The following is a 13,000-nucleotide window of genomic DNA, read 5'->3' on the forward strand; positions in this document are numbered from 1 at the left end:
CTTTTCTACTCCAGTATTACCTAACCTGTTTAATCGACCTGTAAGATAGGTGCGGGTCTGTCAATTGGGAAAGTATCGAATCTTAGGCCTCTTCTAAGGCATTCGAGATTATAGGCATCTTCGCATTGAATATTCCCTAAATTAACGTTTCTGCCCATAAAATTAATTAATTCGTTTTGTTGTTTTTTTTGCGGAGCTTCCCATATGAGATATTTTCTCATATCGGAAGGAATTGTTTTTTTGATATCTTGAAGAAATTCTATATCAATAAGCCCTTTGTCATTATAAATACCCACATCTTCTCCCGATTCCCTCCCTTCTACAATCACATAGGAAGCACCACATTCAAGATCGGAATAAAAAGTACGTTCCAATCCTTTTACTTCAAAATGGCTGCCGGCAGCTTTTTTACCGCATTCAGTTATGACAGTAAACCCTTCTGCAACAGCCTCGTGAATATACTTTCTTCGTAATCTAGAAGGCATTTCGATCGTGCCATCGGAAATTTCAAGATGATCAAAACCTATTTTCTTTAAATAATCGAAATACTCTTTTACAACATCCTTATGAGAGGCAATTTCAAATAATGTTCCTCCGGGATATAAGTTAACTTTCGCTTTTTTTGCTAAAAGTAGCTTTTTTTGTAAAAGTTCAGGCGGATATAACACTGTTGTCCCGAAACCGAGTTTTATATAATTAATATATTTACCTGCAAGCTGTAATAACTCTTCAAAAAAAGCTATACTGATTCCTTTATCAATTAACATAGTTAAACCAATTTCTCCAGACTTACTGGCCCTTTCTCCTGATGGATCAATAAGCTGTGGATGCCAGGTGTTTTGAGGATGATTCACAGTATGGTCACTCCTTATGGGTAAATGTCTACGAATCCATCCTATTCATAACGGTTTGAAGATGTTCTACCGGTAGCTTTATTAACATTGTTCTTCATCGTCTTTATCTATATCAATTGCATCTCCTACAAGATGGATAAATATATTCGGTTCTTTCTCCACGTTCCGAGAACTCTACCTAGAATAATGATTCAGATCTTCAATTTAATTAAACCAACCTTTCTTTTATCACCTTTGCAATGACTAGTCATATATCTATACTTGTAACCTCCTTTTAAGCATGCTGTATTTTATGGTCAATTCGTCTTCTACCCTTTTGGAAAGGCATTCCGTTGTAGTTACTTAAGTAAAGTAAAAGTAAGTGAGTTGGAAATCATGAGAATAGATATGATAATAATGGGATTATTCGTTGGTCTTTTAATAGGTTTAACAGGGGTAGGGGGTGCTGCTCTTTTGACTCCTATTTTGATCGCTGCAGGTATTAATCCATCAATTGCCGTTGGGACTGATCTTGTTTACAATTCTATAACAAAATTTTTTGGTGTTATACAACATTGGAGACAAAAAACGATTAATTTAAAATTAGTGAAATATCTTGCTATTGGCAGTATTCCAAGTGCTACTGTAGCAATCGGCCTACTGTATTACTTTAACAATAGTTATCTTAATCAAGATCAAATCATTAAAAATGCACTAGGGTATGTTCTGATTTTAGTTGCCATATCGATTATTGTTCGCGTTTTTTTCGAAAAAAAGTTAAGACCAAACCGTTTGCAATTAACGCCAATTGAACAAAAAAAGGGACTAACGATTTTGATTGGTATTTTTTTGGGCTTTATTGTAGGTCTTACATCAATTGGATCTGGCTCTTTGTTTGCCGTTGCGATGCTTTACCTGTACCAACTAAAGGCCTCGGAGTTAGTGGGTACAGATATTGCGCATGCATTTTTGTTAGTAACGGTAGCGGGTATGCTCTATTTAGGAGTTGGTAACATTAATTATCCACTTTTAATGAACCTTCTGACCGGCTCGATACCCGGTGTGATTATTGGTAGTACGTTGTCTGCCAAAGTACCGACAAAACCACTCCGAGCCGTTGTCGCATTGATGATCCTTATCAGCGGTATCAAGCTTTTATAACCTGCAAATAACGAAAAATCGAAGCGGTACCCAACCGCCTTGGTTTTTCGTTGCTTTAGCATTTTGTCTTTTCTTTCATCATTTATAGTCCTGAACTCAATATATCTCTATTATCGTATTTAAGAAGTTTACATGCTCTACTTTGAACGTTAGGTATGTACCGTTAATATAATAAAAATTAAAAATCAATATTCACAAAAAAAGAGGGCGGTATGCAGATGCCTGAACTATCATTCAAACCAGCCCTTTCGCTAGATGAGCAAGCGGCCAAACACGGAGATGAATTATGGAGGGTTAATCCAGACTTATGCTGCAATATCCGTAAAATCCAACCGCTCGATAACGTTTTATCCAGTAAAAAGGCTTGGATGACCGGATTAAGAAAGGACCAATCGCCGATTCGCGCAAACACACAATTCATCAATAAAGATGACCGATTTTTATCAATAAAAATTTGCCCACTTATTCATTGGAGCTGGGAAGAAGTATGGGACTATATCATGCTGCACCAATTGCCATACAATTCTTTGCATAAACATGGATACCCAAGCACTGGTTGCACGCACTATACGTTACCTGTTGAAGCCGGAAGTAATTTACGCTCAGGACGCTGGACCGGCTTGACTAAAACCGAGTGCGGACTACACCAGAATTCATCAAACAAATAAGGAGTGCTGTTAGCATGATTGAGCCGCATGGAGGAACATTGGTTAACCGGCTGGACACAGAATATGATTTTTCAATGATTGAACACGAAATTGAGCTGGATCTTTACGCTTTATCGGATCTTGAATTGATTGCGATTGGTGCCTACAGTCCAATTACAGGCTTTCTTGGACAAAAAGATTACCAATGCGTTTTAAATGAAATGAGACTATATAGTGGTCACATATGGAGTATCCCGATAACGCTTCCGGTATCAGAAGATAAAGCCTCTTCCCTAAATGAAGGTGAGAAAGTAAAACTTGTTCATAAAGGAACCGTGTACGGGATTTTGATGGTGGAAGAAAAGTATCATCCAAATAAACAATTGGAAGCTGAGAAAGTATATCAAACAACGGACCTCGCTCACCCTGGTGTGAAAAGGCTCTGGGAGCGCCCCGACATTTACCTTGCTGGACCCATTACACTTGTAACACGGCCAACAAAGAAGGAATTTATTGAATATTACCACGATCCAGAAGAAACGAGGCTAGCCTTTAAGGAGCTTGGTTGGAAAACCATTGTAGGTTTTCAAACACGGAATCCCGTTCATCGTGCACATGAATACATTCAAAAATCAGCTCTTGAAATTGTTGATGGACTATTACTTAATCCTCTCGTAGGTGAAACAAAGGCGGATGACATTCCTGCTACTATTCGGATGGAAAGTTACAAAGTCTTACTTGAGAACTATTATCCAAAGGAACGAGTACTTCTTGTGGTGTTTCCGGCAGCAATGCGGTACGCAGGTCCAAGAGAAGCGATCTTTCACGCTATGGTACGAAAAAATTATGGTTGCACACATTTTATAGTTGGCCGGGATCATGCTGGCGTTGGCAATTACTATGGAACATACGACTCTCAGCTTATTTTTAATAATTTTAACAAAGAAGAGTTAGGTATTACCCTGTTGTTTTTTGAACACAGTTTTTTTTGCAAGAAATGCGGGAATATGGCTTCAACTAAAACATGCCCTCATAGTTCCCGGGACCGAGTAATTCTTTCAGGTACAAAAGTAAGGGAAATGCTGAGGAATGGGGAAACCCCGCCTCCTGAGTTTAGCCGGCCAGAAGTCGCAAGCGTCCTAATTCAAGGCCTGAAAATGACTTTACAAAAAAGATGAAAAGGGGGACAGATATCGTGGCACATGAAAACATTATTACTTGGCATCGTGCTACTGTGACGAAAGAAGCAAGAAGAAGGCTAAACTGTCATAAGAGTGCAGTACTTTGGTTTACTGGTCTTTCTAGTGCAGGTAAATCTACCTTAGCAAACGCAGTCGAAAAACGTCTTTATGAGCAAGGTTTAAGGACCTATTTATTGGATGGAGACAACATTCGTCATGGAATTAATCAAGATCTTGGTTTCAGCCCGGGAGATCGAAAAGAAAATATTCGGAGAATTGGCGAACTCTCCAAACTCTTTGTTGATGCAGGCATGATTGTAATTACGGCTTTTATCTCCCCTTTTCGTCAAGATCGAAATCTAGCTAGAAGTGTTCTCGAAGAAAAAGAATTTATTGAAGTATATATAAAATGTTCCCTTGATGAGTGTGAAAAGCGCGATCCAAAAGGACTTTATAAAAAAGCAAAAGCAGGTGAAATTCCTGAATTCACAGGCATATCTGCCCCATATGAAGAACCTGAATCGCCAGAAATTATAATTGAAACAGATAAGCAATCGATAACAGAGTCCGTTGAACAGGTACTACACTACTTGGTGGAAAAGGGATACATTCCAGATTAATTCCCCTAAAGGAGTCAGAAAGATCACAAACTAACTTCTTTGGCAGAGAACAAAAAAAAATCAATTTGTTCAAACCACGGTGAAGATCTAATAAAGTAAAACTTTGTATAAGCCCGAACAAATCGGGCTTTTTTTAAAAAGAAAATTCTACATAAGTAATTTTTATTTAAATGGGCAAATTATATATGTAACTTCCTTGTAGGTGAACTTAAATCATTAAAAATGTTGGAAAGCAAAAAAAGTTAGCCTAGGCTAACTTTTTTTCAATTTAAGACCACTATATAAACCGATAGATATGATATCGTCATTGCTTTTACAAAAATGTGTTGAGAATCATTTCACAAGCTTTGCAGCTTTTACACCTGAAAATACAGCCCCTTCCATCGTTGAAAAATAAGGTTGTTTTGTAAAATCACCCGCAAGGATCAATCCTTGAATAGGTGTTTTCTGAGTAGGCCGTAAATGTTGATACCTTGGTTCCAGACTATGAAAATCATACACATGATTAACTTGGCGGTAATCATGTGTATGATTTTCTAAATTAATCCCGATCTTCTTTGCGTCTTCTAATACAAGTTGTGGCTACAACTGTATTAGATGACAAGTACGTTTTTCCGTTTTCCAAGGTAACCCCTTTTATTTTCGAGTCTTTAAATACTAATGACTGAACTTTTGCATCCGTCTTTATAACTCCTCCGTGTTTATTAATACAATCAGCAATCGGTTGACACATGACCTCTGTCATTCCGCCTAAAAAGGCCCTATTCGCATTTTTTAAAATTTCGGTATTCCAGGAGCAAATAAACCGAAAAATACATAGGCTGAATAACGGGCAGGTGGCAGAAAATAAATTCCGGAACTTAATGGAACAATTAAATAATGAAAAGCTCTACTTGTTACCCCATATTTATCTGCATATTCTTTAATACTATAGGTATCTAATTTATCCGAACTTGTTAAATAATCTTTAAACCCATTTAGAAAAAAAGGAATTAAAGATAATTTGTCTTTTGTGGACAAGTGCTTTTGATTTCCAAGGAGGCCTTTAATCGTTTTTCCTATTCCCAACAAAGGAGCTAGACCAAGAACTATTGGATTTTGGTCATTTACTCGTATATGAATCTTCTCTTCCCACATTAAAATATCTGAAAGCATCTTTTTGAATAGATGGCCTTCAATATCATCATATTAACACTAAGGAGATGACTTTATGCCACGTGAAAATGAAAATCAACATGTTGAAGCAACCCCTCATTTTGATGGAGAAAAAGAAAATATTATTAATGATCCAACCGCATCTGGTGGCTCAACTATGGGTATTCAAGTTGGTACCAAAGGGGAATTTGCTCAGGAGAGGAATCCATTCCATTACATTCCTAAACAAAATCAAGAAATGAAACAATTTGAAAAATTAATGAGGGGTAATAAAATAGAAGATTAAAGAAGGACGTACAACAAAAAGCAGATAATAAAATTCCAGAGAATCATACTATTTTCCTTATAGTTGCGCATATTAAAAATAAGAACATTCGAAAGTGAGCTGGGATACGTAATGTCTAATCAAGGGATGCAAAACAAGGAACAAACGCGAGAACAAATAGAGAAACATGATAAAAAAAATGATGTTGAATTAAGTAATGAGTTTCAAATTGGAAACACAAGTTCACAGAGCTCTAAAAAAAGTGGGCGTCAAGTAAATAAAAAATAGTGACCAATTAAAATTGTACAAAAAAAGCACAAGAGATTTTATATGTGAAATCTCTTGTGCTTTTCTTTGTTATTTTATTGTTTTTCGAAGTGATCCCGTTAGCCCGTGCGATAGTTCTTTTTCTTAATTTATTAAATTACAGTCAGAACCTAATCCTTGGCTTTTCTTCTTCTTTACGTAAAGAAGCAGGATCTCGATCTTCCAATGTATTATAGTTATTTTCAGTTCTTCTCGTTCCCTCAACGGCTGTCATGTCCACTTCTGAAGGAATACTTTGCTCATTTGTAGTGGCAAAGTTCTCTTTTTTATCAACAAGAACTAATATTTTTCCTTCTTTAACGGAGTTATCATAGTATTTTGCTTTGTCTTCAGAGATTCCCATTCCAATGAATGCTCCAGATAATCCGCCAACTCCGGCACCTGCTGTCGCTCCTGTTAAGGTTGCGACTATTGGGCCTGCGGCTACGATTGGGCCTATTCCTGGGATTGCCAGTGCACCGACTCCTGCTAATAAACCTGTTAAACCACCAAGCGCTCCACCAGTGATTGCACCAGTTGCAGCGCCTTCCCCTGTTTTCGTTCCTGTTTCTTCATTAACTACATTCACTTCATCACGATTTTTACCGATTACGGAGATTTCCTCTGCGTTGTACCCTTGTCTTTTAAGATCCTCAACAGCTAAAATGGCTTCTTGTTCCGAGTGATAAACTCCTACAATATCCTTTTCACGTTTGTCCATTTTTTTCTCCTCCTCTTTCTTAATTGTTACTACTCCATATGTACCCGAACTAGTAATCGTTAAACTTTTAATTAAACCAAAGAGGAGGAAGAATTTATATTTTTAATGCCCACTTAGTGAATCTAGATCAAGTCCATTCTTAAGTAACAAGCTTTCTAACTCAGGAGTAATTTTTAATATACACTCTGTAAAGTCCGAAATTGTTAACGAATAAGACGAATCCCTGATGATGCTAAATTGCCATAAAGTAGGCTTTTCACCATCGAATGACGGCTCCATCATTTTATAAAGTATATTCTTTTCGGTGTCCCCAAGCTTCCCGGTTAACTTAGAAGCGTTCTCCGTTCCATCCCATGGAAGCACTTTTAGTTGTGCCAACTTCTCAAGTTCTAATTTTCCACCCATTAACGGATTCTCTATGTCAAAATCTCCTTCAGGCAAAACCACATGTAACTCGTCACACTTACTGAGTACAAGCGAAAAAATCTCTTCCCAATCGGGAGTTGAACAAATATGAAATGCTTTTGATGCCAATCTGGGTCACCCTCATTTTTTGTATAGTTTGAAATAAATTCGATACGCTCGTTCCCTTTTCCTGCTTTGTCACTTGAAAAAAGGATCCAACACATCCTACATCATAATCAACTTACCTGAATAGAGTCAATTTCCGGATAAAATTTTCGTGGAAGGATAAGATAAAAAAAACAATTTATTAATGAGGTGAACACGTTGGCAAAGCCAAAGGAACCGCAAATCCCTGTGGATGATGCAATCATAATGGATCTACTAACATTGGTCAATGAGGATGACTATGGCATTGAAATTGAATTAACACTAACCATCGGTGGAAATATCGTATCAGGACTACTAATCAGTGCAACAGCTTATTATGAAGGTGTTATCGAGACGTACAAAAAAGATCAACAAAGCACTGTTGAAAAAATTGTTAGTAAAAGACTAGAAAACCTTCAGGAAAAATACAAAAAACAAAAAGAAGAACAAAAGGATCAAGATAAAGATGGTGAAGAAAATCTACCAAAATTCATTCATCTCAAAAATGCCCGTTTTAATCCTGTTGCAGGACAAACGAACTCGTTCAACAATAGCGATACATATTGGAGAGGGCACGTTTCCTCATTAGATGGATTCTCATTTGGTACCTTGTAGTTTAAAACCACAGCCTCTAAGAATACGCATGATTCTTAGATGGCTCCATTTCCGCCCTGATAAATTAAAGCGTTCACTACCAAAATTCGACCGTGCCACATCTCTCCTTTAACCAATCCCATCAAAACTAGCCCCATTTTCATAGTTCACAAATAATTCCTATACAAAAATCCCTCTTTTGCACCTATTTATTAGGACAGGCTCATGGTAAAATTTCAGAAAGTTCAGTTATAATCTGAACTTGTCCACCGTCCATGTTTTTTGGTTCCACTATGAGTAGGAGGGATAATCATGGAAAGAGAAGTTCGTTTAGTTCCTTATTTTGTTGAGAAAGAGCTAGATGTTGCGCAGGAAACTCCTGAAGGAATTGAAATGATTCAGGCACCCGAGCTGTGGAAAGAAGGGATTACAGGTAAAGAGGTTGTTATTGCTGTCATTGATACCGGCTGTGATACTGAGCATCCTGACTTAAAAAAACGTATCATTGGCGGTCGGAATTTCACAGATGATGATGGTGGAAATCCTGAAACGGTTACAGATTACAACGGTCACGGCACCCATGTCGCAGGAACGATCGCTGCTACAAGGAATGAATCAGGTGTGGTCGGAGTTGCTCCAGATGCAAAGCTGTTGATTTTAAAAGCTTTAGCTGGAAAAGAAGGCTCTGGCTCTTATGAGTGGATCACAAATGCCATTCAATATGCGATTGATCAAAAGGTTCATATTATAAGCATGTCTCTCGGTGGTCCAACTGATGTTGCAGAGCTTCATGATGTAGTAAAAAAAGCTGTAGATGAGAATATTCTAGTCGTTTGTGCTGCTGGCAATGAAGGTGATGCCAACGATTCTACAGATGAATTTTCATACCCTGCTTGCTACAATGAAGTGATTTCCGTAGGAGCCATAAACTTTAACCGAGAATCCTCCTACTTTACAAACTCCAATAATGAAATTGATTTAGTCGCACCAGGCGAAAAAATCCTTTCAACCATTCCTGGTGGAAAGTACGCAGAGTTTAGCGGAACATCCATGTCAGCCCCCCATGTTTCTGGTGCACTAGCTTTAATTAAAGAGCTCGAAGACCGTGAATTTGATCGTACGCTTACCGAGCCTGAATACTATGCCCAACTCATTAAGCGAACCATTCCAATTGGCCACCCAAAAAGCCTAGAAGGTAATGGACTCATCTATTTAACTGTCCCAGATCACCTTTTAGAAACCTTAGCAAAACAAAAAGCAGCTTCACTTTCCGTCTGATGAATACGATAAAATTAAGAAACCTATCGTCCTTAGGTCTGGAAGAACTTTTACAAGAATGTCGGTCCACTAGAATACAAGTAAAAACTGATTCTAAAGCTTATTATGATGTTGATAAAGACTACCCGATTATCAAAGAATACTACGCAGACATAGAGCATAATGGTCGTACAATTTCCAAAGAAAAGTTACATCAACTTTTAGAAAGCAGTCATCAACACACGTTGGCTTATGATCCTTCTCGCTATCTTTATCCATGGGTGGATTTGCAATCTGACGGGAACTTAAAGAGTCTTTATTCAGGAAAACAAAGAAACCCAGAAGCTGTCATTGCAGAAGATTTCAAGCTTCAGCAATTGTCAAAACCAAATGAAGACGTCTTATATAATTGTGAGCATGTTGTCCCCCAATCTTGGTTCAACAAAGCTCAACCGATGAAAGGTGATCTTCATCACTTGTTTACTTGTGAACGAGATTGCAATCAGCGCAGAAGTAATTATCCTTATCATGATTTTGAAGATTACGAACCTGTAATCTCCGTTTCAGATATTCTTAAGCACTGTGGTAAATATGAAGAAAGCAAATTTGAACCTGAGTACGGAAAAGGGATCGTGGCTAGAGCGATGATGTATTTTTTAGTTCGCTACCCCAATAGGTTACAAGAACCAAATGCCGCTAGGATTGATCTTGAGCTATTAATCAAATGGCATGAAGATTATCCTGTTTCAACTTATGAAAAACATCGTAATCTAGCAATATATGAACTTCAAGGAAATCGAAACCCGTTTATTGATTACCCCGACTGGGTTTATAAAGCTTTTATTTGAAACCATTGATTACTTACTTGCAGGTTTAAAGGATGTGAAAGAGTATCCCTACTATCTCGAATCTAGGTAGGGACTCTTCTATTATCACAAAAGCTCACCAAAACCATGTTTGATAAACCCATACCATTAGCGTCATCACAGAACCCAGCGAAAGGTTAACCCACCCTACAAGGCCTTTCTGTGCTATGAACTTGTGGAAAGGGTGAAAACGGATTATCCTCGATAATCTCACTAGGTATGTCACTTCTTTTCGTTTGCTGGTACTTTTTTTTCTTAAATAAATTATGGTAGAATGACATCCCCTTACCACCTCTATCCTATTTTGTACGGACAGGAGAAGATTATTCCTTTTTTACCAATTACAGCTTTGGATTATTCCAGCTATCTCATAGCAAAAAAACAGCATGAACGAGTTTTTCGTCCACACTGTTTTTTAATATTTCAGTACTTAACAATTCTCGACAACTCAGCAACATTTAGATGCTTTTCCACATAGAGCGCAAGCTGATCATATTGAAGCTCTTTTAGATCATGAACAACAATTGGCTCTTGGTTCGGGATTCCTTTCTTCTCGCGTATTCGATTAAGCCACGCTGACCTCCACTGGTCATGATGAAAAATGTGATGAAAATACGTTCCAATGATACGACCATCATTGATCCAGCAGCCATCTTTCTCCCCATCTTCTAGCCCTAGAAAAGGGAGAGCATCCTCGTCTCTTACCGTAGATCCTTGATGAATTTCATACCCGTCAATGAGCATAGACTGAAAACCTAAACCCTGATGGAGTTCCCCTTTATTTCTAATTGTTTTTTTTATAGCTGAAAAGGTTGTGTTTACAGGTAGAATACTCAAACCTTCAACAGTATTTCCTATGATTCCTGTGTCAGATCCAGCTTCGTCAACTAGCGATTTAGACATTATTTGATAGCCGCCACAAATACCAAAAATGAACCCACCATTCGTTGCGTAATTCTTAATCTTTTTATCTAGACCTACAGATTTCAAATAGTGAAGATCTGCAATCGTGCTTCGTGTTCCTGGAAGAATGAGCGCGTCGGGATGGCCAAAATCATCCTCATGCTCTACAAATCTTACCGACACATCACTTTCATATGAAAATGGCTCAACATCCGTATAATTCGATATGTAAGGAAGCTTGATTACGACAAGATCGATTTCCTGTTGATCTCTACCTAAAAACCTGCTCGAAATTGACAAAGAATCCTCTCCATCGACCATGTGGTTATGAATATATGGAAATACGCCAAGCACACTCACTCCTGTGTAATCTTCAATCCACTTCACTCCATCTTCAAATAATGAAAGATCACCTCGAAACTTATTAATGATGATGCCATTTACCCGCTTTTTCTCTTCCTCATTCAACAATGCAAGAGTTCCTACAATACTCGCAAAAACTCCACCACGGTCAATATCGGCTACTAAAATGACCGGAACATCTGCTAGCTCAGCCACTTTCATATTCACAAGCTCTCGATCATTTAAATTCATTTCAACAGGACTACCAGCCCCTTCGATAACAACGAGTTCATATTCCTTATCCAGCTCTTGCAGGGATTGTTTTATAGCCTTTAATCCTAATTCATAAAATTCAGTTCGATAATCTCTCCCACTAAAAGAATGATAGCTTTTTCCAAATAAAATGACCTCAGCAGTCATATCCGTTCTCGGCTTCAACAAAATTGGATTCATGTATACCGTTGCCGCAATTCCAGCAGCCTCTGCTTGAATACCTTGGGCACGGCCAATTTCCTTATGATCAAAGGTAATATAAGAATTATTTGACATATTTTGCGATTTAAAAGGAGTGACTTTCAATCCTTGCTTCCTGAAAAAAGCACATAAAGCTGTGACAAGAAAGCTTTTTCCAACATCTGATGAAGTTCCTTGTAACATGATTCCCTTCATTTCGAACACCTACTTCCGGCTATTTCAACTAAATCTATCACGATATTAATTGTATGTTCCAAAAAATGATGATTCTGGTGCAATATTTGGATTCACGTGTAATCATCGGGGTTCTTGTGCAATTATCTCGAATCTCGTGCATGGGTAAACTGGAATACTGTCAAACTATTTTTTCCTTTATGACTAACTACTATGATTTGAAGTTGAACTACATTATAACTACCATTATTTTACTTTTAGAGGAGTTGATTTCTTGACGAGTTTCCCTCCGTCAAAATGGCGACCATGTATTTTTATAATGGTTGTAGCCTCTTCAGATGAAGGAATTTCGCCCTTTATTTCCCAAGTAATAAAATAAGCTTGAACCTTCCCACTATAAAATACCCAACTGAAAAACTTTCGAGCAACATTGTGACTACGATAGTATTGAAAGAGCACCCTATATCGCCACTCGACGGAATCTTTTACTTTTACGTACTCTTACCAGCCCCATTCGGACCGATATACCCGATGATTTCTCCCTTGAAAACCTCTAGATTAACTCCTTTTAAAACCTCTTTTGAGCCATAAATCTTTTTTAATTCTTTTATTGAAAGAACTGCTTGTTTGGTTATATGGATTTTCCTCACTCCTTTAGTTTTGTACAGACATAGAAAATTAGTATTTTGCTAGTTACTGCTTCTTTTTTTCTTTTCAATAATGAAAAGCCAAGAAACCTATGCCTCCAAAAGTTACTGCTATCCAGTCTAATACTGATGTTGGTACTGTAAAAAAACTCGTGATGAAGCCGATTGATATCATCACCAGTAATAACCAATGGGAATGTTTTAAAAAGAAACTGCTCACTTTGTAACCTCCTTGGATGTTGAAGCTTGATCTGAAGTCTGTTCTCGTGCATATATTCTGATTCTCGTGCATATATCTTGAT

The 13,000-nt window shown here is 37.7% G+C and carries 16 protein-coding genes and 2 pseudogenes; 9 read left to right on the forward strand and 9 right to left on the reverse strand.

Features of this window, described 5'->3' with window-relative positions; translation table 11 throughout:
* Nucleotides 1–29: 29 nt before the first annotated feature.
* On the reverse strand, nt 30–854 hold the full coding sequence (comA, locus tag ACFFIX_RS14060) for a phosphosulfolactate synthase (protein WP_378934979.1): 825 nt from the start codon (nt 852–854) through the stop codon (nt 30–32).
* 375 nt (nt 855–1,229) lie between these two features.
* Between comA and ACFFIX_RS14065 the strand changes: the two genes are divergently transcribed.
* From ACFFIX_RS14065 to cysC, 4 genes and pseudogenes are all read left to right on the forward strand, one after another.
* A complete protein-coding gene (locus ACFFIX_RS14065) occupies nt 1,230–1,994 on the forward strand; it encodes a sulfite exporter TauE/SafE family protein (protein ID WP_378934981.1) in 765 nt (254 codons plus the stop codon).
* Between the two features lie 236 nt (nt 1,995–2,230).
* A pseudogene (locus ACFFIX_RS14070) lies at nt 2,231–2,662 on the forward strand (phosphoadenylyl-sulfate reductase); the annotation flags it as partial.
* Nucleotides 2,663–2,676: 14 nt separating this feature from the next.
* Complete coding sequence (sat, locus tag ACFFIX_RS14075; RefSeq protein ID WP_378934984.1) at nt 2,677–3,819, forward strand: sulfate adenylyltransferase; 1,143 nt, start codon at nt 2,677–2,679, stop codon at nt 3,817–3,819.
* Between the two features lie 17 nt (nt 3,820–3,836).
* On the forward strand, nt 3,837–4,442 hold the full coding sequence (cysC, locus tag ACFFIX_RS14080; RefSeq protein WP_378934986.1) for an adenylyl-sulfate kinase: 606 nt from the start codon (nt 3,837–3,839) through the stop codon (nt 4,440–4,442).
* Nucleotides 4,443–4,775: 333 nt separating this feature from the next.
* On the opposite strand, the gene ACFFIX_RS14085 is transcribed toward cysC, so the two are convergent.
* The 3 genes from ACFFIX_RS14085 to ACFFIX_RS14095 are packed head-to-tail and all read right to left on the reverse strand — an operon-like array spanning nt 4,776 to nt 5,597.
* On the reverse strand, nt 4,776–4,994 hold the full coding sequence (locus ACFFIX_RS14085) for an FAD-dependent oxidoreductase (RefSeq protein ID WP_378935185.1): 219 nt from the start codon (nt 4,992–4,994) through the stop codon (nt 4,776–4,778).
* A complete protein-coding gene (locus ACFFIX_RS14090; protein ID WP_378934988.1) occupies nt 4,984–5,187 on the reverse strand; it encodes a hypothetical protein in 204 nt (67 codons plus the stop codon). Before ACFFIX_RS14090 ends, ACFFIX_RS14085 begins: the two co-directional genes overlap by 11 nt.
* Nucleotides 5,188–5,216: 29 nt before the next feature.
* A complete protein-coding gene (locus ACFFIX_RS14095) occupies nt 5,217–5,597 on the reverse strand; it encodes a hypothetical protein (protein WP_378934990.1) in 381 nt (126 codons plus the stop codon).
* Nucleotides 5,598–5,652: 55 nt separating this feature from the next.
* Here ACFFIX_RS14095 and ACFFIX_RS14100 point away from each other — a divergent pair, with 55 nt between their 5' ends.
* Both ACFFIX_RS14100 and ACFFIX_RS14105 read left to right on the forward strand, forming a co-directional pair.
* Entirely contained in the window at nt 5,653–5,883 is a 231-nt protein-coding gene (locus ACFFIX_RS14100; protein WP_378934992.1) for a hypothetical protein, read from the forward strand.
* A gap of 111 nt (nt 5,884–5,994) precedes the next feature.
* Nucleotides 5,995–6,150, forward strand: a complete 156-nt coding sequence (locus ACFFIX_RS14105; RefSeq protein WP_378934994.1) for a hypothetical protein — start codon at nt 5,995–5,997, stop codon at nt 6,148–6,150.
* Nucleotides 6,151–6,292: 142 nt separating this feature from the next.
* Here the strand turns inward: ACFFIX_RS14105 and ACFFIX_RS14110 are convergent, their stop codons facing one another.
* A complete protein-coding gene (locus tag ACFFIX_RS14110; protein WP_378934996.1) occupies nt 6,293–6,889 on the reverse strand; it encodes a general stress protein in 597 nt (198 codons plus the stop codon).
* Between the two features lie 102 nt (nt 6,890–6,991).
* Nucleotides 6,992–7,423: a hypothetical protein gene (locus ACFFIX_RS14115; RefSeq protein WP_378934998.1), complete on the reverse strand. Its 432-nt coding sequence runs from the start codon at nt 7,421–7,423 to the stop codon at nt 6,992–6,994.
* Between the two features lie 195 nt (nt 7,424–7,618).
* Here ACFFIX_RS14115 and ACFFIX_RS14120 point away from each other — a divergent pair, with 195 nt between their 5' ends.
* The 3 genes from ACFFIX_RS14120 to ACFFIX_RS14130 all read left to right on the forward strand — a co-directional run bounded on the left by ACFFIX_RS14120 (nt 7,619) and on the right by ACFFIX_RS14130 (nt 10,140).
* Entirely contained in the window at nt 7,619–8,056 is a 438-nt protein-coding gene (locus tag ACFFIX_RS14120; protein ID WP_378935000.1) for a GvpU-like protein, read from the forward strand.
* Between the two features lie 291 nt (nt 8,057–8,347).
* Entirely contained in the window at nt 8,348–9,313 is a 966-nt protein-coding gene (locus ACFFIX_RS14125) for a S8 family peptidase (protein ID WP_378935002.1), read from the forward strand.
* Complete coding sequence (locus ACFFIX_RS14130) at nt 9,313–10,140, forward strand: endonuclease I family protein (protein WP_378935004.1); 828 nt, start codon at nt 9,313–9,315, stop codon at nt 10,138–10,140. The genes ACFFIX_RS14125 and ACFFIX_RS14130 overlap by 1 nt, the downstream gene beginning before the upstream one ends.
* 441 nt (nt 10,141–10,581) lie before the next feature.
* On the opposite strand, the gene ACFFIX_RS14135 is transcribed toward ACFFIX_RS14130, so the two are convergent.
* The 3 genes and pseudogenes from ACFFIX_RS14135 to ACFFIX_RS14145 all read right to left on the reverse strand — a co-directional run.
* Nucleotides 10,582–12,072 (reverse strand): cobyric acid synthase, encoded by a 1,491-nt coding sequence (locus tag ACFFIX_RS14135; RefSeq protein ID WP_378935006.1) that lies wholly within the window; start codon nt 12,070–12,072, stop codon nt 10,582–10,584.
* A gap of 225 nt (nt 12,073–12,297) precedes the next feature.
* Nucleotides 12,298–12,510: a hypothetical protein gene (locus tag ACFFIX_RS14140; protein WP_378935008.1), complete on the reverse strand. Its 213-nt coding sequence runs from the start codon at nt 12,508–12,510 to the stop codon at nt 12,298–12,300.
* 35 nt (nt 12,511–12,545) lie between these two features.
* Nucleotides 12,546–12,692 (reverse strand): annotated as a pseudogene (locus ACFFIX_RS14145) (ATP-binding cassette domain-containing protein); the annotation flags it as partial.
* Nucleotides 12,693–13,000 lie beyond the last annotated feature (308 nt).

The sequence above is a fragment of the Metabacillus herbersteinensis genome, from assembly GCF_042433335.1.
GTDB classification, from domain to species: Bacteria; Bacillota; Bacilli; order Bacillales; family Bacillaceae; genus Metabacillus; species Metabacillus herbersteinensis.

What these genes read in the sequence shown, in the direction of transcription:
- ACFFIX_RS14065 (WP_378934981.1), top strand. Translation starts at nt 1,230, where the DNA reads ATGAGAATAGATATGATAATAATGGGATTATTCGTTGGTCTTTTAATA.
- sat (WP_378934984.1), top strand. Translation starts at nt 2,677, where the DNA reads ATGATTGAGCCGCATGGAGGAACATTGGTTAACCGGCTGGACACAGAA.
- ACFFIX_RS14090 (WP_378934988.1), bottom strand. Translation starts at nt 5,187, where the DNA reads ATGACAGAGGTCATGTGTCAACCGATTGCTGATTGTATTAATAAACAC.
- ACFFIX_RS14095 (WP_378934990.1), bottom strand. Translation starts at nt 5,597, where the DNA reads ATGCTTTCAGATATTTTAATGTGGGAAGAGAAGATTCATATACGAGTA.
- ACFFIX_RS14100 (WP_378934992.1), top strand. Translation starts at nt 5,653, where the DNA reads ATGCCACGTGAAAATGAAAATCAACATGTTGAAGCAACCCCTCATTTT.
- ACFFIX_RS14105 (WP_378934994.1), top strand. Translation starts at nt 5,995, where the DNA reads ATGTCTAATCAAGGGATGCAAAACAAGGAACAAACGCGAGAACAAATA.
- ACFFIX_RS14110 (WP_378934996.1), bottom strand. Translation starts at nt 6,889, where the DNA reads ATGGACAAACGTGAAAAGGATATTGTAGGAGTTTATCACTCGGAACAA.
- ACFFIX_RS14125 (WP_378935002.1), top strand. Translation starts at nt 8,348, where the DNA reads ATGGAAAGAGAAGTTCGTTTAGTTCCTTATTTTGTTGAGAAAGAGCTA.
- ACFFIX_RS14130 (WP_378935004.1), top strand. Translation starts at nt 9,313, where the DNA reads ATGAATACGATAAAATTAAGAAACCTATCGTCCTTAGGTCTGGAAGAA.
- ACFFIX_RS14135 (WP_378935006.1), bottom strand. Translation starts at nt 12,072, where the DNA reads ATGAAGGGAATCATGTTACAAGGAACTTCATCAGATGTTGGAAAAAGC.